Raw genomic sequence first — 26,536 nt, 5'->3', positions numbered from 1 at the left:
CCGAGCCCTCCACGCCTGACTCGTCCGCACCCGAGCCCCCCACGCCCGAGCCCTCCATGCCCGAGCCCTCGCCCGAGCCCGCGACGCCCGGGCCCTCCAAGCCCGACACCTCAACCCCCCGCCTCACCGCCCGCCAAGCCATCGCCCTGCTGGCCGAAGACTTCACCGAAGACCTCGCCCACGACTCCACCGAACTCCCCTCCCCCAGCACCCACCACAAACCCGACGGCCCCCTCGACTGGCAGGGTTACGGCGCTTCGTTGGCCCGTGCCGTCGAGCGCACCGGTGAGCAGGAGTCGGTGGTGTGCGGGCGGGCGGTGATCGGCGGGACGCGGGCGGTGGTGGTCTCGTTCGAGTTCGGCTTCCTCGGCGGCTCGCTCGGCACGCGTACGGGCGATCTGATCGAGGCGGCCCATATCTACGCCCGCTCCCACCGCCTTCCTGTGGTCTCGCTGATCGCGACGGGTGGCAGCCGTATGCAGGAGGGCATGCTCGCCCTCACCCAACTCCAGCGCGTGGCACGGCAGTCGGCGCTGACGGCGGATGCGGGCGTGCCGCAGCTGGCCGTTCTGCGCGACCCGACGACCGGCGGCGGCTGGGCGACCCTGGGGGCCGGCGCCGACATGATCGTGGCGCTGCCCGGCGCCCAGGTGGGGTTCGCCGGGTCGCGGGTGCGGCCGCCCGACGCGGATCCGGCGGCGTACACGGCCGAGGCGCAGTTCGCGTCCGGGCATGTGGACGCGGTGGTACGGGGCGAGGATCTGCGCGCGGAGGTGTCGCAGCGGCTGCGGCTGCTGACCTCGGCCGGATCGGGTCTGCCCGCGCCCGTACCGCCGGCGCAGGGCGACACAAGGCTCCCGGGGTCCGGCTGGGATGCGGTCGAGGCGGCCCGCGCGCCCGGACGCCCGCGTGCGGAGGCCTACTTGGACGCGTACTTCACCGAGCGCTCGACCGTCTCGGGCGACCGCTGCGGCGGCCGCGACCCGGGCATGCTGTGCGGATTCGGGCTGCACGAGGGGCGCACGATCGCGTACGCGGCGCAGTGCGGCACCGCGACCCGGCCGTCCGGGTACCGCACCGCGGCCCGTCTCGTCCGGCTCGCCGGCCGGCTCGGTCTGCCGGTCCTGACTCTGGTCGACACCCCGGGCGCCGCGAACGACGCGGCGGCGGAGGCGGCCGGCGCGGGCCCCGCGATCGCCGAGCTCTTCACCGCGGTCGCCACGGCCCGCGTCCCGGTGACGACGCTGCTGATCGGGGAGGGCGGTTCGGGCGGCGCACTGGCACTCGCGGCGCCCGGCAACACCTGGGCCACACCGTCCAGTTACTTCTCTGTGATCGCGCCCGAGCTCGCCGCCGCGATCCTGAAGCGGCCGGCCGGCCTCGTACGGGAGACGGCGGATGAACTGCGGCTCAGACCACAGGACTTGGTGGACCTGGGTGTCGTACGAGGGGTCGTGGGCGGATGACGGAAGGGGGCGTCCGCGCGGTCGCCACCGGAAGGAAGGGCGGCGGCATCCCAGCACCAACTCACCCGAACAAGGGAACAGTTGCTCCCCGGAACAGGTGATCGTCACGTATGCGTTTGCTTTTGTCCTATGTGACCAACGATGCTGACGGTGCGCAAGCAACGGGCTGCAGACCGTAATCGCGCACTCCCCGGCTCGTGTCCCACGCGGCCGAGGATTGTCCCAACTCAGCACAGTCACAAGGAGAACGTCCCACCATGAACGTCATCACCGACATCCTCGCCGGCCTCGCCCACTTCGTCGGCTGGCTCGTCTGACCCCAGGGTCCGACCCGAGGAGTCACGCACGGCGCCGTCTCCCCCGTCCCAGGGGAGGCGGCGCCTTCGTGTGCAACGGCCAACAAGCGTCCTCCAGTTGGGCCACAATGGGTGCGGCCGATCACGAGTGCGGGGGCGCGGCATGGGTGAGTACCTGGAGTTCAGCACCGAGGACGGGACGGTCGTCCCGGTGGATTTCGCCGTCGACGACGACGGTCAGCATCTCGTGAGCGACTCGGACGGCGCCGTACGGGCGACCCGTACCTTCGAGGGCTCGCTCGCCGGTGTCAGGTCGGCGGCCGAGGCGGCGCTCAGGGTGTTCCAGGGCGGTTCGCTCAAGCCGGACTCGGTGGAGATCGAGTTCGGTGTGAAGCTCACGGCCGAGGCGGGTGCGCTGATCGCCAAGAGCGCGGTGGAGGGCCATCTGGTGGTCAAACTGGCCTGGTCGCCCGGACAGCAGAGCCAGGTGACGGTCGTCGGCCCGCGGGTGGACGCCGCCGACGCCGTCGAAGGTGCGGCCATCGTCACCCCGCCGCAGCCACCGGCGCCGCCCGCTCCCCCGGCACCACCCGCGCCACCCGCCCCGCAGCCGTGAACGCCTCCTGGCACGCCCGGATCCGCTGCGGCCGCGAGTCCGGCGCCGGCTTCCTGGTGACCGACCGGCACGTAGTGACCTGCGCGCATGTGGTGAGCGCCCGGGCGACGGAGGCCGTCACCGTCACCTTCCCGCAGCTTGCGCCCGACCCTTCCCCAAGCTCTTCGAGCAGGGGATGCCCCATGCCCGCCGAGGTCGTCGCGCACGGCGGCTGGGCCGGCGGACTCGACCCGGGCGATCTCGCCGTACTCGAACTGGCCGAGCCGGTGCCTGTGCAGCCCGCCGAGTTCGCCTCCCCCGCCGAGGCGTACGCCGATCCGCCGCCGCGTCTGCTCGCCTACGGCTTCCCCAAGGCGTACGAGGAAGGGGTGCTGGCCGAGTACCGGGCCACCGGTGATCAGCTGATCACCCAGGAGTGGATCCAGCTGGAGGCCTGGGGCCAGGCGGGACAGACTCTCGCGCCCGGTTTCAGCGGCGCCGCGGTGACCCTCGCGCACAGCGGCCGCGTGGTCGGCATGGTCACCTCCGCGGCCCGCAACAAGGAGGTGCGCCACGGCCGGATGCTCCCCGCCCAGGTCATGGCGCACTACTGGCCGCGGCTCGGGGACCTCATCCCGACCGGGGAGTTCGCGGCACGGGACAAGGAGCGGCTGCGCACCCTGATCGACGCGGTGGGCGCCCAGAAGAGCTGGCGCACCGCGGGCTGCGCTCCGGACCGGCTGTACCGCGACGCGGTGGGGCCGCTGCCGTCGCCTCCGGCGCGGCGCCTGAAGTCCCTGTGGGACGTGGCCTGGTATCTGCTGAGTGAGAGTCAGGACACGGCGGCGATCGGCCGGTTCGCGACCCGGCTCGCCGACTACTGCGAGGACGCGGGCACGCGCACGGCGTTACGGGAACTGGGGCGCGCGGGCCGTCCCGCCGCTCCCGCCGCGGTCACGGGACGGCCGCCCTGGTCGCCGATCCTGGTGGAGATCGCACCCAGCGGCGCCGGCGAGGACCGCTTCCTGGTCGAGGTCTCCGCGTACAACGGAGCCCATCGGGTCGTCATCGGCCAGCGCCCCCTCACCACACGGGAGGTGCGGCCCTACGTCCTGGAGCGCATCGACGACGCGTACCGCGAACTGGATCCGGACGGGCGCGAGTTGATCGCGTTCATCCTGCCGCGCAAGTGGCTGAACACGGATGTGGTGCACTGGCAGCGCAGCAAGGACGACCACAGTCCGCTGGGCTCGTTCGCGCCGGTCGTGGTGGTGGAGCTGGAGCGGCGGCGCAGCGGAATGCTGCAGCACAAGCTGCGCCGCAAGTGGCAGGAGCTGGATCTGCGCCCGGACGCCCGGCTGCACCGGATCGCCTGCGGCGTCCCGCCGGGCGACCCGGTGAGCCTGACCATCGGGCTGCGCCGCGGCGCGGATCTGCTGGGGCTCGGGGCGCCGCCCGGACGGGTGCGCGAGGCGTTCAAGGCGGGGCTCAACGCTCCCGTACCGGCCGTGATCTGGCCGCGCAGCGGCTGCGCGGGCGGGCCGCACGACGCGTGCGCGGGCAAGGAGTTCCTCGACCGGCTCGCGGAGCGGCTGGCCGGACTGCCGCCGGGTGAACTTCCCGATGTGGTCTACGAGTTGCGGCTCGAAGCGCTGGGCTCGGGGACCGGTGCGCACTGGGCCCACGATCTCTCGCTCCTGTGGGAGGACCCGCGCGCGCTGCCCGAGACCGCACCCTTCCTGGACTCACCCGTCGGCTGAGCGGCCGCACCGCGAAAGGAACGGAGAACCATGTCCCTGTGGCCCGTCTTCACCGGCTCGAGCAAGCCGCACGACGGCATCGACCAGCTGCCCGCGCCGCCGCCGTGGCGCGCGTTCGACGGCGGGCCCGCGCTCGCGACCCCCGCGGAGCACGAGGACGAGTCGGCGACGTCTCCCGACCGCCGGCATCGGGCCCGTACGTACATCGCCACCGACGAGGCCGTCCAACTGGTCAACGCCGCCTTGTACTTGAGGCGTCCGCTCCTCGTGACCGGTCCGCCCGGCAGCGGCAAGTCCTCGCTCGCGTACGCGGTGGCGCACGAACTCAAGCTGGGGCCGGTGCTGCGCTGGAACATCACCAGCCGGACGGTGCTGCACGACGGTCTTTACGCGTACGACCCGCTGTCACGGCTGTACGCGGCGGGGCGGCGGGCGTCCGCGACGGCTCGCGGCGAGGGGGTGGGTGGTGGGCAGGCGAAGGCCGGAGCGGGCGATGGGCCGGCGAAGGCCGGGGCGGGCGGTGAGGCGGCGAAGGCCGGTGCGGGCGATCTCGAGGACCATCTGCGCCTGGGTCCGCTCGGCACCGCCCTGCTGCCCTACCGGCGCCCGCGCGTCCTGCTCATCGACGAGATCGACAAGAGCGACCTGGATCTGCCCAACGACCTCCTGAACATCCTCGAGGAGGGCCAGTACGAGATCCCCGAACTGGTCCGTGCCACCCGCCATACCCCGTCGGCCTCCGTCCTCGTCGACGGCACGGACGAGCGGGTCACGGTGCGGCGCGGAAGGGTGCGCTGCCGGGCCTTCCCGTTCACGGTCCTGACCAGCAACGGCGAGCGCGAGTTCCCGCCGGCGTTCCTGCGCCGCTGCGTGCGCCTCGAACTGCACCAGCCGCGCGAGGCCCACCTGGAGAAGATCGTCCGCGCCCACCTGGGCGAACCGACCCCGTACGCACAGGAGTTGATCGCCGGCTTCCTCGACCGCGGCTCGGCGGGCGAACTGGCCACGGACCAGCTGCTCAACGCGATCTACCTGACGGGCGCGGCCGGCCTCGACGGCGCCTCACGCGATGCGCTGGCCCAGCAGCTGATGCCGTATCTGAGCCGGGGGCATCAGGACGATGCGGGGTTCTGAGGGGGAGCTCGGCGGGGCGAGGGCGCCGGAGGGTGAGGGCGGCGTCCCGGAGGAGGGTGAGTCCGCGGGCCAGGGAGGCGAGTCGACGGTACGGGAGGGCGAGCTCGCGGCCCAGGGAGGCGAGTCGGCGGTCGGGGAGAGCGAATCCGCGGCCCAGGGAGGCGAGTCGACGGTACGGGAGAACGAATCCGCCGCCCAGAAAGGCGAGTCGGTGGTACGGGAGGGTGAGTGGCCCGGGCCCGAGGACCGGCCGGGTGGCTCTGCCGGGTCTGCCAGGTCTGCCGGGTCTGCGGGCGAGCCCGGCCCGGCTGGAGGGCCCCGCCCTGACGACGACCCCGGCCCGACTCGTACACCCCGCTCGGACGACGACCCCGGCCCGACTCGTACACCCCGCTCGGACGACGACCCCGGCCCTGCACCCACCCCCACCCCCACCCCCGCACCCGCACCCGCACCCGCACCCAAAGACGCGCCCGAAGACACCCCCGTCGCCCGCCTCGCCCGAGTGCTGGCCGAAGCGGGTGGCCGCGAGGACGCCGATGCCGGGCCGACCTCGGTCGAACTGGCCGAACTGCTGTGGTTGGCACGGCAGATGAGGGTGCCAGAGCCGGACCCGCCCACCCCTCCCCACCCGCAACCGCGCACCCCGGACGGGACACCCCCGGGCCACGCGCCCCCGCCGCCCCCTGACCACTCCCCGAAGCCCGCGCCACCGCCGCCCGCACCACCCCGCGTCCCCGTCCACCTTCCGGACCCCGCTCCCGGCCCCGAGCACCCGCGCGACACCCCGGCGGCCGACAACGGCACGTACACCACCCTGCTCGCCCCTGCGCCCCCGATGCTGCCCCGCCCGCTCACCCTCCAGCGCGCCCTGCGCCCCCTGAAACGCCGCGTCCCCGCGCCCACCGGTGTCGAGCTGGACGAGACGGCGACCGCCGAGCGCATCGCGCGCCTGTCCGCACCGCCTCAGTGGTGGCTGCCCGTTCTGCGGCCCGCGCAGGAGCGCTGGCTGCGGCTGCGGATCGTGTACGACGACGGCCCGACGATGCCGGTCTGGCGGCCGCTCCTGCGCGAACTGCGCACGGTGTTCGGCCAGTCCGGCATCTTCCGCACCCTCGACGTCCACCACCTGTCCGCTTCCGGAGCGGTGCGCGGCGCCGAAGGCACCCCTGCCGACGGCCGCACGGTCACTCTCGTCGTCAGCGACTGCATGGGCCCCCAGTGGCGGGACGGGTCCGCGGGCCGACGCTGGTACGCCACGTTGAACCGCTGGGCATCGCGCCATCCGGTCGCGGTCGTCCAGCCCCTGCCGGAACGCCTGTGGCGCACCACGGCGCTCCCCGCCACGCCCACCGCCCTCTCCTCACCGTGGCCCGCCGCCCCCAACTCGGCGTACTCCACGGCCGATCCGGACGCGGAGGGTCTGATCGTCCCGGTCCTGGAGCCGTCCGCGCCTTGGCTCGCCAACTGGGCCGCACTGGTGTCGGGCGGCGGCCCGGTCCCTGGCGCGGTGGCCGCCCTCGCGCCCACCCCGCCCCCCGCACCGCTCGACGAGGCGGGCCGCACCGACGTCCAGCAGCTCGGCCCCGAGGAGCTCCTCCTCCGCTTCCGCTCGATCGCCTCCCCCGAGGCCTTCCGTCTCGCCGGCCACCTGGCCGTGGGCCGTCCCCATCTGCCGTACATGCGCCTGGTCCAGGCCGCGTTGGAACCACGCCCGCAGCCGGGCCATCTGGCCGAGGTGATCCTGAGCGGACTGCTGCGCGCGGTCCCCGGCGCGGCGGGCTCGTACGTCTTCCGCGAGGGCGTACGGGAGCTGCTCCTCGGCACGCTGCCGCGCACCTCGCGCCTGCGGACCCGGGATCTGCTGGCGCGGCTCGGGGCACCGATCGACGACCGGGCGGGGGTCGTGGCCGGCGAGATGCGGGTGGCGGTACCGGGCGGGAGCGAGCGCGGCGTCGGGGGCGCGGAGGTCGCCTCGGTACGGGCGGAGAGTGTGCGGCGGTTGGGCGGGCCGGTACCGGATACCGAACAGTCCGCGGGTACGGGCCTGTTCGCGGGACGGTACGCGTACTTGGGACGGCTCGGATCCGAGACCCGGCAGACCTGGCGCGCGCGGGACACCGCGACCGACCGCACCGTGGTGCTGCGGCTCTTCCCGGGGCTACGTCCCGGCAGCACCGAGGGACGCGCCTTCGCGGACCGGGCCGGCACTCTGGCCCTGGTGGATCACCCCAACGTGGCCGCACTGCTCGATTACGGCTTCGCGTCGGACGCCGCGTACGCAACCGAGGAGTACGTGGGCGGCGTCAGCCTGGGCGACGTGATGCGCGGGGCGCGGGGCCCGCTGCCGTTCTGGCTGCTGGCCCGGCTGGCAGCGCACACGGCCCGGGCACTGGCGGCCATCCGCAGCCGGGGTCTCGGGCACGGTCCGCTCAGGCCGGCGGACGTACTGATCGACCCGTCGGACGGGGCGGTGAAGCTGACCGGATTCCTGGACCGCACACGGGCCCGCCCGCCGCTGGAGGACCCGGCGCACCTGAACGCCATGCTCAAGGAACTGGCCGGTCCCACGAGCTTCTCCCCCTGGTCGCTGACGGACTGGCAGGTGCTGTCCGGAGTGCAACCGGTCACCCGGGACATCGATCGCACCCCTGACGAAGTCATCTCACTGCTCACGTCACCCGAGTTCGAACCGATCACCCAGCGGGCGGCGGCACAGGCCCCCCAGTTCCAGCTCATCGGAACCCAGTTGTGCCCCGGTGCCGACCAGTTGTCCCCCGATACGCTGGCCTGCCTGGTCGTCCTCCTCGAGCGGTACGGCAGGAGTGTCCCGGGCGTCGAGATCGCGAGCGGCCTCGAGGAGCGGCCGCGGACTGCCGAAGAGTTCCACCACCACCTGGACGAGCTGATGCGCGTCCTGGGCCCCGGCGTGATCGCCAGCGGACTCGCGGGCTACGCCGTGGTCGCCTGCCCCGCCCAGATCGACGTCCACGCCATCCGGGCCGTCGTGGACCGGTCCGGCGATCCCCGGAACACCGACGACACCCGGACCAGGCGGTCCATGATCCAGTCGGCACTCGACGCTTTCGAGGACGAACCCCTGGCCGGCATCCCCGGCCCGGCCGCCCGCCGGATGCGGGCCACCCTGCGCGCCCTGCGCCTCCAACTGCTCGTCACCCGCACCGAGGCCGACCTCGACCTCGGCCGCCACGAACAGGCGGCCACCGACCTCACCCAGCTCCTCACCGAGCACCCCGACCACCCGGACTTCCGCCGCCTCCACATGCTCGCCCTGCGCTCCCTGGGCCGTATCGGCGACGCGATCGAGTCGTACGAGCAGTACCGCGAGCGCATCGACGACCCGCACCCCGACCCGGATCTCGTCGCGCTCCACGACGAGCTGTACCGCGAACTGCTCGCAGCGCCCGAACGCGACCGCTCCGCCGTCGTCTTCGAGTTCCTCGCCGAGACCCCCGACGACAACGAGCGGGCCCAGTACGTGATCGGCCGCTTCGTCGGCGGCCTCCTCTCCCGCGACATCCTCGCCCCCGACGCCCACGAACTGCTCGCCCGCACCAACGGCTACCTCGTCATCACCGATCCGGGCACCTCGGTACTGCCGCTCCTGCCCACCCTGATCACCGAACTGCCCACGGTCCGGCGGCAGTTGCCTCCACAGGTCAGCCTGCGCGTGATGCTCTGGCACAACGCCCGGCCGGTCGGCCACCTGGGCCCGTCCTCCCTGGCCCAGCAGATGGCGCCCGTCCCCGGCGACGCCCTCGTGATCCTCTCGCCGCCGTTGTACGAGGAGGCCCTGAGCGGGGTCGCGCCGTTCCCGGCCGGCGGCTTCACACCTCTGTCGGAGCGGGGCGAGGTCGTGGCGTACGTCCACTGGGTGGCGCCCGAGCCGGCTCCGGCCGGCTCTCCCGACGGCCCAAAGGTCGTGACGCACCCGGGGGCGGGCCTACGCGTGTCGTCCGGGCACGAGACGGAACTGGTACGTGACTTGGTCCGCGGCCCGTTCTCCGTACATGGCGCGGAGATCCCCGCGGTCGACGCGGCAACAACCGCAGTGGTCTACATCGACGACGAGCAGCAGCAGGGCGCCTTCGGCTTCGACGAGAACGACGTCACCCGCTACTACGAGGTAGACCTCACCCCCCACCAGGAGTGGCGCGAACTCCCGTTGCCCAGCGCCGCTTCGCTCCCGTTCACAGCGGCGGTGGAACTGTCCTGGCAGGTCACCGACCCCATCGCCTACGTCCACTCGGAAACGGCGTTCGTCGCGACCACCCTGTTCGAGCACGTGTCCCGGCTGCTCTCCCCCATTACCCGCCGCTACACGGTGGCCCGCCTCGGCGCCGCCCAACTGGCCGTACAGCAGGCGCACTTCGAGCCCTGGCCGATCCCCGGCCTCCATGTCGCGCACGCGATCCGCCTGTCGACCACACCTCCGCCGGCCCAGGGCGCGGGCCCCGCCCAGGGCGTGGGCCCGGCCCAGGGCACCGGTCCGGCCCCGGACCCGCTCCCCGACCAGCATTTGGGAGACCAGCTCGCCGCCCTTCTGGACGGCGAGCTGAACCACGCCGCCCGCGAGCGGGTGCTCGCCCACCTCGCGACCTGCGCCCAGTGCAGGGCCGAAGTCGATGCGCAGCGCCGCCTGAAGGCAACCCTCACTGGGGCCGCTCCGGCGACCACGCCCTCCGAGACCTTCCTCGCCCGGCTGCACGGGCTGCCCAACATTGGGACGTCCGAAGCCGAACGCCCACCTGTGGCCGGTCTGCTCGCGCGGGCCCGCACCGTACTGCTCGGCTTCGAGGGCCCGGTGGTCCACCTCTACGCCGGTCACGCGGCCCGCGAGGTGAGCCGTCAACTGGCCGATCTGATCGTCGAGTTGCGCCGCCCTGACGAGTCCCTGCGCGGCGACCGGCTCCTCAAGGGCACGAACCTGCGGCAGTACGAAGGCCACCGCCACCCGCTCGATCTGCTCCGCGCCCTCGGCGACCACCGCGTCGCCGCGCCCGTCGCCGAACGCCTCACCCAGCTCGAACTGAACGCGGCCGCCAACACCTTCCCCACCCCGCATGTCGACCAACTGATCCGCACCCTGCACGCCGGGAGCCGCCGGGTCGGCATCGTGACGGATGTCGCGGCGGTCGCGGTCTCCACGTATCTGGACTCACGCGGCCTGAGCGGCACCCTGCGCGCCGGCGTGTACGGCCGCGGACCGGACCTGACACGCCTGATGCCACACCCGGAGTGCCTGCTCCGCGCCCTCGACGCCAATGGCAGCACACCGGACCAGGCCTTGCTGATCACGTCCTCACCGGCCGAAATCGAAGCGGCCGACACCGCGGGCATCCCCACGATCGGCTACGCCCGCGACGAACGCACCCGGTCCCGCCTGGAATCAGCCGACTGCCCCACCCTGATCCCCAACCTGAGCCCCCTCCTCGAAGCGGCCCGCGAAGCGGCCCGGCCCCCCATGTGAGCAGCCCGCCTACGCCACCGGCACCCTCGCGTCATACCGCACAAAGTGCCGCCATCGCAGCGCGAGCAGCGTCACCGCCGTCATGCACAGCAGTCCGCCACCCGTGATCGCGACCATCGGGGAGGTCAGGTCCGCGACCGAGCCCGCGAGGAAGTCGCCGAGGCGTGGGCCGCCCGCGACCACCACGATGAAGACGCCCTGAAGGCGGCCGCGCATCTCGTCGGGGGTCGCGGCCTGCAGCATCGTGGAGCGGAAGACCATCGAGATGGTGTCCGATGCGCCGGCCAGCGCGAGGAAGAGCATGCCGAGCCAGAGCTGGCGGGTCAGACCGAACGCGGCGATGAAGCCGCCCCAGCCCACCACCGCGATCACGATCGCGAGCCCGTGCCGGTCGACCCGTCCGAGCCAACCGGAGAACACCCCGCCGAGCAGCGCCCCCACGGCGAGCGCGCCCACGAGCAGCCCGGTGGTCGTCGCGTCGCCGTGGAACCACACCACGGCGACCGCGGGAAGGACGGCCCGCGGATGCGCGAGGACCATCGCGCACAGGTCGGAGAAGAAGGTCATACGGAGGTTCGGCCGGGTGGCGAGGAAACGGAGACCGTCCAGGACCGAGGCCCGCTTGCGGGTGTCCCCGGAAGCGGAGCGGTCCGGCTTCATCGAGGGCAGCCGCCACATCGCGTACAGCGCTGCCGTGAAGGTGACGGCGTCGATGAGGTACGCGGCCTGGAAACCCCAGAGTCCGACGAGCAGGCCGCCGAGCATCGGTCCTGCCATCATCCCGAAGGTGGTGGTCATGGAGCCGAGCGCGTTGGCGGCCGGCAGCTGCTCGGGCGGGAGCAGCCGCGGGATCATCGAGGTGCGCGCGGGCGACACGATCGCCTGGCACAGCGCCTGCAGCGCCACGATCGCGTACAGGAACCAGACGCGATGGAAGTCGGCGAGCGCCGCGCCCGCGAGCGCGAAGGACAGCAGACACATGCCGCTGGACGCGTAGAGCCCGAGCTTGCGCCGGTCCACGGTGTCCGCGATCGCGCCCCCGTACAGACCGAAGGCGACCAGCGGGACGAGCGAGAAGAGACCGACGAGGCCGACGGAGAAGCTGGACCCGGTGATCTCGTAGACCTGCAGCGAGATGGCCAGGGCGGTCATCGCCTGGCCGGTCCAGGAGACGGTGTTGCCGATCCACAGGCGCCGGTAGTCGGCGGAGGTGCGCAGCGGGGTGATGTCGGCGAGGATGCGCACCCGGCGACGCGCGGCCCGACCGGGTATTTCTTCCGCTGTGCTGTCGGCGGGACGGCTCTTGCCGTCGGAGGGGGCACTGGTCACACGGGATGGTAACCCCCGCTCCCTCGAGCACCCCCTACACCAGGTCCACCCGTCCGGCCTCTCCCCGCCCGGCCCACCACAACGCGCGGCCGGTCCCGGGCCCCCGCACGATGCGAAAGGGACCGCCGGCCGGCGGCCCTTCACGGTCTGTGCCTCGGGAGGAATTCGCCATGACCGTCAGCCTGGAGCAGCTGCGTCGCTGCCATATCGCCGTCGACCTGGGCGCCGCGCGGACGCGGGTCTTCGTCAAGGGGGCGGGGCTCGTCGTGGACGAGCCGAGCGTCTGCGCCGTCAACACCCGTACGGGAGCGCTGATCGCGGTCGGCGAGTTCGCCGAGCGGATGACGGGCCGCACCCCCGCGTACATCCGCGTGGTCCGTCCGGTCTCCGGCGGCACCGTCGTGGACATCGAGATGTGCCGGCGGATGCTGGGCCACCTCCTGGACGACAAGCTCCGCCGCACCCTGCGCCGCAAGCCCCGGCTTCGCGCGGCGGCCTGTGTCCCGCACGACGCCGATCCGCTCGCGCAGCGCGCGGCCACCGAGACGCTGATCGGACTCGGTGCGCGCCGGGTCGAGCTGGTGGACACGCTGATCGCCGCGGCGGTCGGCTGCGGTCTTCCGGTGGAGCGCCCCGAGGCCACGATGATCATCGTCTGCGGTGCGGCGACCACCCAGGTCGCGGTCCTGTCGATGGGTGCGATCGTGACGGCCGACCGGATCCCGGTGGGCGGCGACGCGATCGACCACGCGGTGGTCCAGCATCTGCGCCAGCAGCACGAGTTGATGCTGCCGAGCCAGTCCGTACGTCCCCTTCAGCTGGCCCTCAGCGGCAACGGCCTGACCCCGCACGGCCCCGAGTCCACCGAGATCCACGGCCGTGACGTGGCCACGGGCCTGGCCCGTTCGGTCCAGGTGCAGACGGCGGCCGTACGGGACGCCATCCACACCCCGCTGACCGCCGTGCTCGACGGCATCGGCCGGGTCCTGCGCGACTGCCCGCCGGATCTGGTGGCCGACCTCGCGGACCGCGGGATCATGATGGTCGGCGGCAGCGCCCGTCTGCCGGGCCTGGACCAGATGCTGCGCGACGCGACCGGGATGCCGGTGCACATCGCCGAACGCCCCGACGTCTGCGCGATCCTCGGCCTCGGCGCGATGCTCGAGGGCCGTATCGAGCCGATGCAGCTCAACCCGCTCGCGGACTGAGCACCCCCTCGCGGACTGACTCTTTCCGATCCTTCTGGAGGCGCCCGTCGTGTCGCAGTCCGTTCAGTTCATCGGCGCCCTGCTGGTCCTCGCGTCCTGTCTGCCCGCGCGCCTGGGGCGCCTGGCACCAGGGGCGACACCGCGGCTGTGGCTGCGGTTCGTGGGGGCGTCGCTGATCACGATGGACGCGTTCGCCGAGCAGCAGTGGGGTTTTCTGCTGCTCGGCGGTGCCTGTGCGCTCTACGCGCTCGTCGGTCTGGTGGACTGGGCCCGCGGCCGCCCGTCGGCCGGCCGCGAACCCGCCTGACCTGCGGCGGGCGAGCGACCAGGAGGGTACGGGGATGAGCGAGGGCACCGCCGGTACGGGGATGAGCGAGGGCACCGCCGAAGAGCCGGCCGACGGCGGGACCGGCGAGGCCGGCGAGGCCGGCCGCGAGGGCGCGGACGAGTCCTCCCTGGGCGCCCCGGTCGAGCCCCTTCTGGAAGCGGTCCTGAGCGTGGGCGCCGACCTCGAACTGCGCTCCACGCTGCAGCACATCGTGGACGCGGCCGCGCGTATCACCGACGCCGAGTACGGCGCCCTGGGCGTGGTCGACCCCGAACAGGCCCGCCTGACCGAGCTGTTCACCTCCGGCATGGACGACGCGACCCGCGAGCGGATCGGCCGGCTCCCCTGCGGTGAACGCGGTGTGCTCGGCGCCCTGATCAAGGAACCGCGCCCGCTGCGTCTCGACGACCTCACCCAGGACCCGCAGTCCTGCGGCATGCCGCCCGGCCATCCGCCGATGCACAGCTTTCTGGGCGTACCGATCCTGGTCCAGGGCGAGGTGTTCGGGAACCTCTACCTCGCCGAGAAGCGCGGCGGCCCCTTCACCCTCGGCGACGAGCAGGCCCTGCGGATCCTCGCCGCGCAGGCCGGTATCGCGATCGGCAACGCCCGCCTGTACGAGAACGCACGGCAACGCGAGCGCTGGATCGCGGGCTCGGCCACCGTGACGACCGCGCTGCTCGGCGGTGACGCCCCGGACGACGCCCTGATGGTGGTGGCCGAGGAGGCCCGCAAACTCGCCGACGCCGTGGCCGGGGTGATCCTGCAGCCCATGCCGGACGGCGGCATGGAGATCGTCACGGCGTCCACGCACGAGGACCCGGGGGACCTGGTCGGCACGGTGATCCATCCGGGCAGCACGGTGCTCGACCAACTCCTCGGCGGCGAACCGGTGTTCGTCGAGGACTCGGCGACCGACCCGCGGATGACCACCGAGGTCCGCAAGCTGTTCGGCCCGAGCATGCTGCTCCCACTGCAGAGCGACGGCCTCCTCATCGGCACGCTCGCCCTCCCCCGTGCCCGCGGGGCCCGCCGCTACTCCGCCCTGGAGCGGCTGCTCGCGACCCAGTTCGCCCACCAGGCCGCGCTCGCCCTGGTGCTCGCCGAGGCTCGCGTCAGCCGTGAACGTCTCGCCGTCTTCGAGGACCGCGACCGTATCGCCCGGGATCTGCACGATCTGGTCATCCAGCGGCTCTTCGCGACCGGGATGATGCTGGAGTCCGCCCAGCGCAGGGCCCGTATCGACGATGTGCAGGGCACCATCGGCAAGGCGGTGGACGAGCTGGAGTCCACCATCCAGGAAGTACGCACCGCGATCTTCGCCCTCCAGCAGCCGCCCGCGGACGCCCCCACCACGTTCCGCGGCAAGGTCCTTCGCGAGGCGGCCGGCGCCGCGGCCGCGACAGGCGTGACGCCCTCGACCCACTTCAACGGCGCGGTCGACGCCGCTCTCGGCGAGCTCACGGCCACGCAGCTCCTGACGGCGCTGCGCCGCGCCCTGGCCGAGGCGTCCCGGCGTACCGCGATCTCCCGTATCGAGATCACGGTCGACTGCGCGGCCGAACTCCCGGACGGACGTGCGGCCGTACGCCTGACGGTGTCCGACGACGGCCGCACCGAGGACGGCACGTCCCCCACGACGGTGACCTGGCAGGCACCGCTGTAGCCGCGGGCTTCACTACCGCTCGAGCGCACCCGCAGGCAGCGTCATCCGGCGTGCTCGGCCAGGAAGTTCTCCACCCACGCCATGACCTCGGCGCGGAGCTGCGGGTCCCGGGCGAAGAAGACGATGACGCCGAGGAGAACGAGGAAGCCGAACAGGCTTCCCCCGCCACCCCTCGCACCGGCCCGGCGCATGACCTGGTTGTGGTGGTCGCCCGCCCGCCGAAAGCTGGCCTCGCGCTGGAGCTGCTGCATGTGCTGGTTCGGGTCGAAAGGCATCGGGGCCTCCGCGGGATCCGCCGGCCGAGCTCGGTGTCACCGTGTGCACGGGGGCACGCCGGCAGCAGCCGAGCGGGTTCCGTGGAACGGGAGCTGTTACGGCGGTGCGACGCTCCTGCGGCTTTGTACGGGTCTCGGGGCTCACACAGGCATCCGGGGCCGCTCCGGCCTGCTCGCGTTTCGCTGTGGGGCCGGCCAGCGCCCCCAGAGCACGAGAAAAGCCCCCACGACCGGTGGGGGCTTCCGTGTTCCTCCTGCTTAAAACGTTCCTGCAAGGGCAACACATGGTGGGGCGGGTGGGACTCGAACCCACGGCCGACGGATTATGAGTCCGCTGCTCTAACCGGCTGAGCTACCGCCCCTTAGCGGCGTGTCGCGTACACATGTACGCGCCGTCTGCCGCAGCATAGCCGGTCATACGATCTCCCGCGCCGGATGGCCTGCTCTGCCCTGAGCTGCGGACGACGGTCCACATCTGCACAGGACTTGCATCCGGACCGGCCGGTTCCCGCGGGCATGAAAAAGGACCCTCAAGGGGTCCCTTTCCGGCTGCTCTCCCGACTGGACTCGAACCAGTAACCTGCCGGTTAACAGCCGGCTGCTCTGCCAATTGAGCTACAGGAGATCGAGCTCCCCCGACTGGACTCGAACCAGTAACCTGCCGGTTAACAGCCGGCTGCTCTGCCAATTGAGCTACAGGGGAATGCCTCGTGTGCAACAAGCTCACCTACCTGGGTGTTCCCGGGGCGGCGTGTGCTCGCTGCGACACATACATTAGCGCAAGCAGGGGGGTGCTCCGCCAATCGGTTCCGGGTAGGGGCGCAGAGACCGGACGCTACGAAAGGGTGGCAGCCATGCGTTACAAGCTCACGTTCGTCGCCGGACTGGCCCTCGGGTACGTGATCGGCACCCGTGCGGGCCGCGAGCGCTACGAGCAGCTGAAGAAGTCGGCCCGCCAGATCGCGCAGAACCCCGCCGTCCGCAACACCGTCGAATCGGCCGCCCAGAGCGGCCGCGAGGTGGCCGGCAAGGCCTTCGCGTCGGTGAGCGACAAGGTCGGCGACAAGATGCCGGACTCGGTCGCGGACCGTGTGCGGTCGCTGCGCGAGAAGTCCCGGAGCGGGGCCGAGGACGACTGGGGTACGAGCAACACCTGAGGTCCGCGCACGGAGCCCGGGGCGCCGGCCGGCACGTCGGCGCCCCGGGCTCCGTCGTGCCGTGACCTCGACTGCCGCGAACATCACACTCCGGCCCGTCGCCGCCCTCGCCGCGTAGGGCAAACTTCACCGCATGGGGATAGTCGCCGGGCTGGACAGCTCTTCCGAGTTCACACGCATCGTGGTCTGCGACACCGACACCGGTGCCGTGATCAAGCAGGGCTATGCCCCGCATCCGCTGGAGGGCAGGCCATCCGATGTCGATCCGCAGGCCTGGCTGCTCAGCCTCGGTGAGGCCGCGGCCGGGGGGCTGCTCGAAGGGGTGCAGGCCATCGGGGTCTCCGCCCAGCAGAACGCGCTGGTGGCGCTGGACTCCCACGGCAACACCGTGCGTCCCGCGCTCGTCGGCGGGGACAAGCGGGCGCAGGTCGCCGCGGCGGATCTGATCGACGGTCTCGGCGGGCGGCAGGCCTGGGCCGAGGCCGTGGGCTGTGTGCCGGCGGCTCAGCACCCGGTGACCAAGCTGCGCTGGCTCGCGCGCAGCGAGTCCGACGCGGCGCAGCGCGTGGCGTCCGTGATGCAGGCGCATGACTGGCTGGTGTGGCAGCTGCTCGGGCGGCCCGCCCGCAGGACGGCCGACCGCGGTGGCGCTTCCGGTACCGGGTACTGGTCGGCGGCGACCTCCTCGTACCGCCCGGATCTCGTCGAGCTGGCGCTCGGCCACCAGACCGCGCTGCCCGAGGTGCTCGGCCCGGCCGAGGCCGCGGGGACGACGCCCGAGGGGCTGCTGATCTCGGCCGGGACGGGCGAGACCATGGCGGCCGCGTTCGGGCTCGGGATCGGGGTCGGTGACGCCGTCGTATCGCTCGGGGCCTCCGGCTCCGTGATGGCAGTGCACCACGAGGCGCTGGTCGACCCGACCGGGATGATCACCTCGCTCGCCGATGCGACCGGGATGCACCTTCCGGTGGTGCACACGCTCAATGCCGTACGGGCGCTGCGCGGCACCGCCGATCTGCTCTCCACCGATCTCGACGGGCTCTCCGAGCTGGCCCTCAAGTCGACGCCGGGGTCGCACGGCCTGGTGATGCTGCCGTATCTGGAGGGCGAGAAGACTCCGCAGCTGCCGCACACCGCGGGCACGCTGCACGGGCTTCGGCGTGAGTCGATGAAGCCGGAGCATCTGGCGCGGGCCGCGTTCGAGGGCATGCTGTGCTCGCTCGCCGACGCCCTCGGTGTGCTGCGGGCGCGCGGGGTCGAGGTCCGGCGGGTGTTCCTGCTCGGTGCCGCCGCCGAACTGCCCGCCGTACAGGCCGCCGCCCCCATGCTGCTCGGTGCGCAGGTTCTCGTGCCGCAGCCCGCGGACTACGCGGCCCTCGGCGCGGCCCGGCAGGCCGCCTGGGCGCTCGGCGTACAGCAGGGGACGCTGCATCCGTCCGCTCCCCCGGCCTGGCAGGGTGCGGCGACGCAGGTCTTCGAGCCGGGTGAGGAGCTCGCCGTGGGGCAGGCCGTACGCCAGCAGTACACGGCGGTGCGGGAGCAGACCCATCCGGAGGCTTTCGGGTCCTTGAAGGTCTGAGCGGGTCCGAGGCCTGGACACAAGGGCGGGCGGGGTTTCTTGACCCGTCCTTGAGTAATTCGGTTGAGCTCCGGCCGGTGGAGTGTCGCAGGATGGCGGGAAACTGAAACGTTGCCTCCGGCTACTGCGATAGGTATCGCGTGCTCATACGACTCCTGCGGGAACATCTCGCTCCGTACAAAAAACCCATAGCCCTCCTGGTGCTGCTGCAGTTCCTGCAGACCTGCGCCACGCTCTACCTGCCCACCTTGAACGCGGACATCATCGACAACGGTGTCGTGGCCGGGGACACGGGCTACATCCTGACCTTCGGTGCCGTGATGATCGGGATCACCGTGGTGCAGGTGGTGTGCAACATCGGCGCCGTGTTCTACGGCGCGCGGACCGCCGCGGCGCTCGGCCGCGACGTACGGGCTGCGATCTTCGACCGGGTGCAGTCGTTCTCGGCCCGCGAAGTGGGGTACTTCGGGGCGCCGTCCCTGATCACCCGTACCACGAACGATGTCCAGCAGGTGCAGATGCTGGTCCTGATGGCGTTCACGCTGATGGCCTCGGCGCCGATCATGTGCGTCGGCGGCATCGTGATGGCGCTCTCCCTCGACGTACCGCTCTCCGCGATCCTCGTCGCGGTCGTGCCGGTGCTCGGGATCGCCGTCTCGCTGATCGTGCGCAGGCTGCGGCCGCTGTTCCGCACCATGCAGGAGCGGCTCGACACCGTGAACCGGGTGCTGCGCGAGCAGATCACCGGCAACCGCGTGATCAGGGCCTTCGTGAAGGACTCCTACGAGAAGGACCGGTTCAGGAAGTCCAACGAGGAGCTGACCGAGGTCTCGCTCGGCACCGGACGGCTGCTCGCGCTGATGTTCCCGATCGTCATGACGACGGTGAACATCTCCTCGATCGCCGTGGTCTGGTTCGGTGCGCACCGGATCGACAGCGGCGGGATGCAGATCGGTGCGCTGACGGCGTTCCTCGCGTATCTGATGCAGATCGTGATGAGCGTGATGATGGCCACGTTCATGTTCATGATGGTGCCGCGCGCCGAGGTCTGCGCCGAGCGGATCTCCGAGGTGCTCGACACCGCGTCGAGCGTCGTGCCGCCGAAGGACCCGGTGCGCGAACTCAGGCGCCACGGCCACCTGGAGATCCGGGACGCGGGCTTCCGCTATCCGGGCGCCGAGGAGCCGGTGCTCAAGGCCGTCTCGCTCGTGGCACGGCCCGGCGAGGTGACGGCGGTGATCGGGTCGACGGGCTCCGGCAAGTCGACACTGCTCGGGCTCGTACCGCGGCTGTACGACGCGACCGAGGGCGAGGTCCTGGTCGACGGGGTCGATGTGGGCACGCTGGAGCCGCAGTTGCTGGCGCGGACGGTGGGTCTCGTACCGCAGAAGCCGTATCTGTTCTCCGGGACCGTGGCGACGAATCTGCGGTACGGGAATCCGGACGCGACGGACGAGGAGCTGTGGCACGCCCTGGAAGTGGCGCAGGCGGCGGACTTCGTACGGAAGCTGGAGAACGGGCTCAACGCGCCCATCGCGCAAGGCGGGACGAATGTCTCGGGTGGTCAGCGGCAGCGGCTCGCGATCGCGCGGACTCTTGTGCAGCGGCCGGAGATCTACCTCTTCGACGACTCGTTCTCGGCGCTCGACTACGCGACGGACGCGGCGCTGCGGGCCGCGCTCGCGCGCGAGACCTCCGAGGCGACCGTGGTGATCGTGGCCCAGCGGGTCTCCACCATCCGCGATGCCGACCGGATCCTGGTGCTCGACGAGGGCCGGGTCGTCGGCGTGGGACGGCATGACGAACTGATGCAGGACAACGGGACGTACCGAGAAATCGTGCTCTCCCAGCTCACGGAAGCGGAGGCTGCCTGATGGCCGGGCCGGCAGGGCGGATGATGGCCGGTGGCGGGCCCGATCAGCGCTCCATGGACTTCAAGAACTCGGGCAAGCGGCTGCTCGCGCAGTTCAAGCCCGAGCGCTGGACGATGTACGCGATGATCGTCGCGGTCATGCTGAGCGTGGGCCTGTCCGTGGTGGGGCCGAAGATCCTCGGGCATGCCACCGACCTGATCTTCGCGGGCATCGTCGGACGCGATATGCCCGAGGGAGCCACCAAGGACGAAGTGCTCGCGCAGATGCGGGCGAGCGGTGACGGCGGCCAGGCGGACATGCTGTCCGGGATGGACTTCACGCCGGGCAAGGGCATCGACTTCGATGCCGTCGGCGAGACGCTGCTCTTCGCGCTGATCGTGTTCCTGATCGCCGGCGCCCTGATGGCGGCGGCGACGCGCCTGGTGAACCGGGCCGTGAACATGACGGTCTACCGGATGCGCGAGGACCTCCAGGCGAAGCTGTCGCGCCTTCCGCTGTCGTACTTCGACAAGCGGCAGCGCGGTGAGGTGCTGAGCCGGGCGACCAACGACATCGACAACATCGGCCAGACGCTCCAGCAGACCATGGGGCAGCTGGTGAACTCGCTGCTCACCATCGTCGGTGTCCTGGTGATGATGTTCTGGATCTCTCCGCTGCTCGCGCTTGTGGCGCTGATCACCGTGCCGCTGTCGTTCGTCGTGGCGAAGACGATCGGCAAGCGCTCGCAGCCGCACTTCGTGCAGCAGTGGAAGTCGACGGGCAAGGTCAACGCGCACGTCGAGGAGATGTACACCGGGCACAACCTGGTGAAGGTGTTCGGGCGCCAGGACGAGTCGGCGCAGCAGTTCGCGGAGCAGAACGAGGCGCTGTACGAGGCCTCGTTCAAGGCGCAGTTCAACAGCGGGGCGATGCAGCCGCTGATGTTCTTCATCTCCAACCTCAACTACGTGCTCGTGGCTGTGGTGGGCGGTCTGCGGGTCGCGTCCGGTTCGCTGTCGATCGGTGACGTACAGGCCTTCATCCAGTACTCACGTCAGTTCTCGATGCCGCTGACGCAGGTCGCGTCGATGGCGAACCTGGTGCAGTCCGGTGTCGCCTCGGCCGAGCGGATCTTCGAACTCCTCGACGCCGATGAGCAGTCGGCCGACCCGCAGCCCGCCGCACGTCCGGACGTCCTGCACGGCAAGGTGTCCTTCGAGGACGTGTCCTTCCGCTACGAGGAGGACAAGCCGCTCATCGACGACCTGTCCCTCACGGTGGAGCCGGGGCATACGGTCGCGATCGTCGGACCGACGGGCGCGGGCAAGACCACGCTGGTGAACCTGCTGCTGCGGTTCTACGACGTCACCGGGGGGCGGATCACGCTCGACGGGGTCGATATCGCGCGGATGACCCGCGACGAACTGCGTACCGGAATCGGCATGGTGCTCCAGGACACCTGGCTGTTCGGCGGCACGATCGCGGAGAACATCGCGTACGGGGCGCCGAAGGACGTGACGCGTGACGAGATCGAGGACGCGGCCCGTGCGGCGCACGCGGACCGGTTCATCCGGACCCTGCCCGAGGGCTACGACACGGTGATCGACGACGAGGGCACGGGGGTGAGCGCCGGTGAGAAGCAGCTGATCACCATCGCGCGGGCGTTCCTGTCCGACCCGGTGATCCTGGTCCTCGACGAGGCGACCAGTTCGGTCGACACCCGTACCGAGGTCCTGATCCAGAAGGCGATGGCCCGCCTCGCGCACGGCCGTACGTCCTTCGTGATCGCGCACCGGCTCTCCACGATCCGGGACGCGGACACGATCCTGGTGATGGAGAACGGCTCGATCGTCGAACAGGGCACGCATGACGCGCTGTTGGCGGCCGACGGTGCGTATGCGCGGCTGTACAAGGCGCAGTTCGCGGAGGCGGTCGCCGAGGTCGAGTAGGCCCTGTCCGGGTAAGCCCTGGTCGAGCAGATCCTGGTGGACCGGATCCTGCGGAGGCCTGGACCGCGCTGTCGTGGGCGCCGCATTCTTGGAGCATGCGCAAGGGTGCGGCTGCCGTGGGCAGCGCGGTCTTCTTCGTGGTGGCGCCCGGCAGCGTGGCCGGTCTCGTGCCGTGGCTGCTCACCGGATGGCGTGCGGGCGGGCCCTGGTGGGATCCGGTCCGGGTGGCGGGCTGGGCACTCCTCGGCGTATCGGCGGCGCTGCTGCTGCACGCCTTCGCGCGCTTCGCTCTACAGGGGCTCGGCACCCCCGCACCGGTCGCGCCCACCGAACATCTGGTGGTGAGCGGCGCGTACCGCCATGTGCGCAACCCGATGTACGTGGCCGTGGCCGCCGTGATCCTGGCGCAGGGCGTGGTGCTCGCGAGGCCGGTGCTGCTCGGCTACGGGCTCCTCGCCTGGGCCGTCATGGCCGCGTTCGTCCGCGGCTACGAAGAGCCCAAGCTGCGCGAGCAGTTCGGCCAGGAGTACGAGGACTACCGCGGTGCCGTACGCGGGTGGGTGCCGCGGCTGATGCCCTATCGGGCCGGTCACGCCGATCGGTCCTGGTAGGCGCCGATCTGGGGGCGTCCCGTTCGACCGAGACACCCCCGGTTCAGTCCAGATAGCCCCTGAGCTGGTCCGCGAAGGCGTGGTCGCGGAGCTTGTTGAGGGTTTTCGACTCGATCTGGCGGATCCGTTCGCGGGTCACGCCGAAGATCCGGCCGATCTCCTCGAGGGTGCGGGGCCGGCCGTCCGCGAGGCCGTAGCGCAGCTGTACGACCTTGCGTTCGCGTTCGCCGAGGGTGGAGAGCACGGCCTCCAGGTGCTCGCGGAGCAGCAGGAAGGCGGCCGATTCGACGGGCGAGGTCGCATCCCCGTCCTCGATCAGATCGCCGAGCGCGACATCGTCCTCCTCGCCGACGGGCGCGTGCAGCGAGACCGGTTCCTGTGCGAGGCGCAGCACTTCGCTGACGCGCTCGGGCGGCAGGTCGAGGTGGTGGGCGACTTCTTCGGGCGTGGGTTCGTAGCCGCGCTCCTGGAGCATGCGCCGCTGCACGCGCACGACGCGGTTGATGAGCTCGACGACATGCACCGGGACACGGATGGTGCGGGCCTGGTCGGCGAGCGCGCGGGACATGGCCTGGCGGATCCACCAGGTCGCGTACGTCGAGAACTTGTAGCCGCGCGCGTAGTCGAACTTCTCGACCGCCCTGATCAGGCCCAGGTTTCCCTCCTGGACGAGATCGAGCATGGTCAGTCCGCGGCCCACGTACCGCTTGGCGACCGAGACCACCAGGCGCAGGTTGGCCTCGATGAGGCGGCGCTTGGCCATCCGGCCCATCACTACCAGCTTGTCCAGATCAAGGGCGAGCTGGGAGTCGAGGTCGGGTGTGGTGAGGAGCTTCTCCTCGGCGAAGAGACCGGCCTCGACGCGCCGCGCCAGGTCGACCTCCTCGACCGCGGTGAGGAGGGGGATGCGGCCGATCTCGCGTAAGTACTGGCGGAACAGATCGGACGAGGGGCCGCCGGTCTCCGCACGCGCGGGCCGCCGCTCGGGCGGCTCCGGCAGTTCGGTCTCGTCGGCGGCTTCGGGGTGGTGGGCGGAGCGGCTCTGCGCGGGGACGGCAGCGATGAGCTCGGTGGGGTCCGGGGTGGGCTGTATGCCGTTGTGCGTACCGGACTTGCTCAATGTCTGGGTCTGGGTCTGCACCGGGGCGACCTCCAGGGTGATCGCTGCCGCTTCGGGGGCTAGAGGCAGCGGTACGTCGGGGACTGCACCGACGGCCACGCCGCCGTGTGTCCCGTGATCTGTGAGCGGATCCGCGGGGGTTTCGGGCCCACGCCCGGTGGTCCTGCCGCGCTCCGAGGACTCAGGCACCGCACCCAGTGTGGAGTACGACACACTTCCGCCACGAGGGGCGTGCGGTGACTTTTTGAGTCCGGTCCGTGACCGGTCGGTTACCCGCAGAACAAACCCGTATACCGGTTCGGTTCATTCCGGTCGGGTTCGAACAGTGCCCCCGGCAAGGGGAGTTGAGCCTGCCGGGCCGGTCGGCCGGGCCTGCCGGGCCGGTCGGCCGGGCCTGCCGGGCCGGTCAGAGGGCGGCGGCGCCCCGGTCCTGCAGCGCCCGGTTGTAGCGCTGGAGCACCATCAACTCCTCCTGCACGGAGGCGAGTTTCGAGGGGTCGGCGTGCTGGCCGAGACGGGCGAGGGAGCCCTGGACGTCGCGGATGCGGCGGTCGACGGCGCGGCGGCGGACCCAGACCAGCTGTTCGCCCGCGTAGTTCTCGTCGACGGTGCGGCGCAGGATCGCCTCGACCGCGAGCTCGGTGACCATCGCGCGGACCGCGTCGTCGGGGGCTGCCTCACGGACCCGTACGAGATAGGCCTGGGAGTCCTGCATGCCGTACTCGGCACCGCCCGCCTCCAGGATCGCCTGGCGTACGGCGGCGTAGGGCGGGGCGGTGAACTCGTCGACCCCGTAGGCGTCGAAGGCCGGGGAGACCAACTCGGGGCGCTGGAGGGCGAGTTTGAGGAGCTCGCGTTCGGTCGCGTAGGCCGGGTTGCGCAGGTTCAGGGGGGCGCCGGACGCGGGCCGGGAGGGCGTCTCCTCGTACGACTGCTGCGGGCGCCGGTCGTTCTGGGGCCGTCCGCCCTTGTCGCGGGCCCAGCGGGCGAGCTGGGCGACGCGCTTGACGACGAACTGCGTGTCCAGGATGCCGAGCATGCCGGCGAGCTGGACGGCGACCTCGTGCTGGGCGCCGGTGTTCTTGATCCGGGCGACCACCGGAGCCGCCTCGTCGAGGGCGGCGGCGCGGCCCGCGGGGGTTTCGAGGTCATAGCGCAGGACGATCTGGCGCAGCGCGAACTCGAAGAGCGGGGTGCGGGGCTGGACCAGGTCCGCCACCGCGTCGTCGCCCTTGGCCAGGCGCAGCTCGCAGGGGTCCATGCCGTCGGGGGCGATAGCGATGAACGTTTCCGCGGCGAACTTCTGGTCGTCCTCGAAGGCGCGCAGGGCCGCCTTCTGGCCGGCCGCGTCGCCGTCGAAGGTGAAGATCACGCGGGCGCTTCCGTTGTCCATCAGGAGGCGGCGCAGGATCTTGATGTGGTCGGAGCCGAAGGCCGTACCGCAGGTGGCGATCGCGGTCGGTACGCCCGCGAGGTGGCAGGCCATGACGTCGGTGTAGCCCTCGACGACCACGGCACGCGAGGACTTCGCGATCTCCTTCTTGGCCAGGTCGATCCCGTAGAGCACCTGCGACTTTTTGTAGATCGCGGTCTCGGGGGTGTTGAGGTACTTCGGACCGTTGTCGTCCTCGCGCAGGCGGCGCGCGCCGAAGCCGACGACCTCGCCGCCGATATCGCGGATCGGCCACATCAGGCGGCCGCGGAAGCGGTCGATCGGGCCGCGGCGGCCCTCCTGGGAGATGCCGGAGGTGATGAGCTCCTTGTCGGAGAAGCCCTTGCCGCGCAGATAGCGGGTGAGGTGGTCCCAGCCCGCCGGGCTGTAGCCCACCGAGAAGTGCTCGGCGGCGGCCTGGTCGAAGCCGCGCTCGGCGAGGAAGACCCGGCCGATCTCGGCCTCGGGGCTGGTGGCGAGCTGCTCCTGGTAGAACTGCGCGGCCACCTTGTGCGCCTCGATCAGGCGGATCCGCTCGCCGCGCTGGTGGGACGGGTTGTACCCGCCCTCCTCGTACCGCAGCGTGATGCCCGCCTGGCCGGCGAGACGCTCGACCGCCTCCGAGAAGGTGAGGTGGTCGATCTTCATCACGAACGTGATGGTGTCGCCGCCCTCCTGGCAGCCGAAGCAGTGGAAGAACCCCTTGCTCGGGCTGACCTGGAAGGACGGCGACTTCTCGTCGTGGAAGGGGCAGAGGCCCTTGAGGTTTCCGCCGCCCGCATTGCGCAGCTGCAGGTACTCGGACACCACGGCGTCGATCGGGACCGCGTCCCGTACCGCCTTCACGTCCTCGTCATTGATCCTGCCTGCCACGCATGAAGTCTACGGGTCAGCAGTGACAGTCCCGGCTCACTCCTCCAGGAGGGATGCGAGTGGGGTCGTCGGGTCGGCGAGGCGCTCCTGGTCCACTTGGATCCCGGTGCGGATGAGCTGCTGAATGGGATCGGTTACGTCCCATACATTCACATTCATCCCGGCCAGGACCTTGCTGTCGGAGAGCCAGAAGGCGATGAACTCCCGCTTCATCGCGTCCCCGCGGATCAGGACTTGGTCGTACGAGCCGGGGGGCGCCCAGCCCGAGTACTCCAGGCCCATGTCGTACTGGTCGGAGAAGAAATAGGGGACCCGGTCGTACGTCACCGGGCGGCCGAGCATCGCGCGGGCGGCGGCGGGGCCGCCGTTGAGCGCGTTGGCCCAGTGCTCGACGCGCAGCCGGGTGTTGAGGAG

The 26,536-nt window shown here is 71.4% G+C and carries 18 protein-coding genes and 3 tRNA genes; 13 read left to right on the top strand and 8 right to left on the bottom strand.

Going from position 1 to position 26,536, the window contains the following annotated elements:
- Positions 1-56 precede the first annotated feature (56 nt).
- The 5 genes from ABT367_RS26365 to ABT367_RS26345 all read left to right on the top strand — a co-directional run bounded on the left by ABT367_RS26365 (position 57) and on the right by ABT367_RS26345 (position 10,742).
- Positions 57-1,466, top strand: coding sequence for a carboxyl transferase domain-containing protein (locus ABT367_RS26365; protein ID WP_434975541.1), 1,410 nt, complete (start codon positions 57-59; stop codon positions 1,464-1,466).
- A gap of 459 nt (positions 1,467-1,925) precedes the next feature.
- On the top strand, positions 1,926-2,378 hold the full coding sequence (locus ABT367_RS26360) for a CU044_2847 family protein (protein WP_352255577.1): 453 nt from the start codon (positions 1,926-1,928) through the stop codon (positions 2,376-2,378).
- Positions 2,375-4,117 (top strand): trypsin-like peptidase domain-containing protein, encoded by a 1,743-nt coding sequence (locus tag ABT367_RS26355; protein ID WP_352255576.1) that lies wholly within the window; start codon positions 2,375-2,377, stop codon positions 4,115-4,117. Before ABT367_RS26360 ends, ABT367_RS26355 begins: the two co-directional genes overlap by 4 nt.
- Before the next feature lie 30 nt (positions 4,118-4,147).
- Positions 4,148-5,251 carry an AAA family ATPase gene (locus ABT367_RS26350; protein WP_352255575.1) on the top strand — a complete coding sequence of 368 codons (1,104 nt, stop codon included), beginning with the start codon at positions 4,148-4,150 and terminating at the stop codon, positions 5,249-5,251.
- A gap of 505 nt (positions 5,252-5,756) precedes the next feature.
- Positions 5,757-10,742: an SAV_2336 N-terminal domain-related protein gene (locus ABT367_RS26345; protein WP_352255574.1), complete on the top strand. Its 4,986-nt coding sequence runs from the start codon at positions 5,757-5,759 to the stop codon at positions 10,740-10,742.
- Between the two features lie 9 nt (positions 10,743-10,751).
- Here the strand turns inward: ABT367_RS26345 and ABT367_RS26340 are convergent, their stop codons facing one another.
- Complete coding sequence (locus ABT367_RS26340; protein WP_352255586.1) at positions 10,752-12,014, bottom strand: MFS transporter; 1,263 nt, start codon at positions 12,012-12,014, stop codon at positions 10,752-10,754.
- Positions 12,015-12,241: 227 nt separating this feature from the next.
- Between ABT367_RS26340 and ABT367_RS26335 the strand changes: the two genes are divergently transcribed.
- The 3 genes from ABT367_RS26335 to ABT367_RS26325 are packed head-to-tail and all read left to right on the top strand — an operon-like array spanning position 12,242 to position 15,273.
- Positions 12,242-13,279, top strand: a complete 1,038-nt coding sequence (locus ABT367_RS26335) for a rod shape-determining protein (protein WP_352255573.1) — start codon at positions 12,242-12,244, stop codon at positions 13,277-13,279.
- Positions 13,280-13,328: 49 nt separating this feature from the next.
- Positions 13,329-13,586 (top strand): hypothetical protein, encoded by a 258-nt coding sequence (locus ABT367_RS26330; protein ID WP_165334493.1) that lies wholly within the window; start codon positions 13,329-13,331, stop codon positions 13,584-13,586.
- 34 nt (positions 13,587-13,620) lie between these two features.
- Positions 13,621-15,273, top strand: a complete 1,653-nt coding sequence (locus tag ABT367_RS26325) for a GAF domain-containing sensor histidine kinase (RefSeq protein ID WP_352255572.1) — start codon at positions 13,621-13,623, stop codon at positions 15,271-15,273.
- Between the two features lie 41 nt (positions 15,274-15,314).
- Here ABT367_RS26325 and ABT367_RS26320 read toward each other — a convergent pair whose 3' ends face one another.
- The 4 genes from ABT367_RS26320 to ABT367_RS26305 all read right to left on the bottom strand — a co-directional run bounded on the left by ABT367_RS26320 (position 15,315) and on the right by ABT367_RS26305 (position 16,251).
- A complete protein-coding gene (locus tag ABT367_RS26320) occupies positions 15,315-15,548 on the bottom strand; it encodes a hypothetical protein (RefSeq protein ID WP_352255571.1) in 234 nt (77 codons plus the stop codon).
- A gap of 285 nt (positions 15,549-15,833) precedes the next feature.
- Positions 15,834-15,910: transfer RNA gene (locus ABT367_RS26315), tRNA-Ile, on the bottom strand.
- Between the two features lie 190 nt (positions 15,911-16,100).
- Positions 16,101-16,173 (bottom strand) — tRNA-Asn (locus tag ABT367_RS26310).
- Between the two features lie 5 nt (positions 16,174-16,178).
- A tRNA-Asn gene (locus ABT367_RS26305) sits at positions 16,179-16,251 on the bottom strand.
- Between the two features lie 151 nt (positions 16,252-16,402).
- Here ABT367_RS26305 and ABT367_RS26300 point away from each other — a divergent pair.
- The 5 genes from ABT367_RS26300 (at position 16,403) to ABT367_RS26280 (ending at position 22,697) form a co-directional block, all read left to right on the top strand.
- Entirely contained in the window at positions 16,403-16,705 is a 303-nt protein-coding gene (locus ABT367_RS26300; RefSeq protein WP_352255570.1) for a YtxH domain-containing protein, read from the top strand.
- A 133-nt stretch (positions 16,706-16,838) separates the two neighbouring features.
- Complete coding sequence (locus tag ABT367_RS26295) at positions 16,839-18,284, top strand: FGGY family carbohydrate kinase (RefSeq protein WP_352255569.1); 1,446 nt, start codon at positions 16,839-16,841, stop codon at positions 18,282-18,284.
- 140 nt (positions 18,285-18,424) lie between these two features.
- Positions 18,425-20,158 (top strand): ABC transporter ATP-binding protein, encoded by a 1,734-nt coding sequence (locus ABT367_RS26290; RefSeq protein ID WP_352255568.1) that lies wholly within the window; start codon positions 18,425-18,427, stop codon positions 20,156-20,158.
- Entirely contained in the window at positions 20,158-22,086 is a 1,929-nt protein-coding gene (locus ABT367_RS26285; protein WP_352255567.1) for an ABC transporter ATP-binding protein, read from the top strand. The genes ABT367_RS26290 and ABT367_RS26285 overlap by 1 nt, the downstream gene beginning before the upstream one ends.
- A gap of 95 nt (positions 22,087-22,181) precedes the next feature.
- Entirely contained in the window at positions 22,182-22,697 is a 516-nt protein-coding gene (locus ABT367_RS26280) for a methyltransferase family protein (RefSeq protein ID WP_352255566.1), read from the top strand.
- Positions 22,698-22,740: 43 nt separating this feature from the next.
- Here the strand turns inward: ABT367_RS26280 and ABT367_RS26275 are convergent, their stop codons facing one another.
- The 3 genes from ABT367_RS26275 to ABT367_RS26265 form a co-directional block, all read right to left on the bottom strand.
- On the bottom strand, positions 22,741-24,006 hold the full coding sequence (locus tag ABT367_RS26275) for an RNA polymerase sigma factor (RefSeq protein WP_352255564.1): 1,266 nt from the start codon (positions 24,004-24,006) through the stop codon (positions 22,741-22,743).
- A gap of 217 nt (positions 24,007-24,223) precedes the next feature.
- The gene (gene dnaG, locus ABT367_RS26270) at positions 24,224-26,122 is read right to left on the bottom strand and encodes a DNA primase (RefSeq protein WP_352255563.1); all 1,899 of its coding nucleotides are present in this window, start codon (positions 26,120-26,122) and stop codon (positions 24,224-24,226) included.
- Between the two features lie 36 nt (positions 26,123-26,158).
- Positions 26,159-26,536 (bottom strand): oxidoreductase C-terminal domain-containing protein (locus tag ABT367_RS26265; protein ID WP_352255562.1); only part of this gene is annotated, 378 nt, incomplete at its 5' end.

The sequence above is a fragment of the Streptomyces mesophilus genome, from assembly GCF_040300965.1.
In the GTDB taxonomy this organism is placed as follows: Bacteria; Actinomycetota; Actinomycetes; order Streptomycetales; family Streptomycetaceae; genus Streptomyces; species Streptomyces mesophilus_A.
The sequence above is the reverse complement of the archived record's forward strand: the minus strand, read 5'-3'. Positions and strand labels throughout refer to the sequence as shown.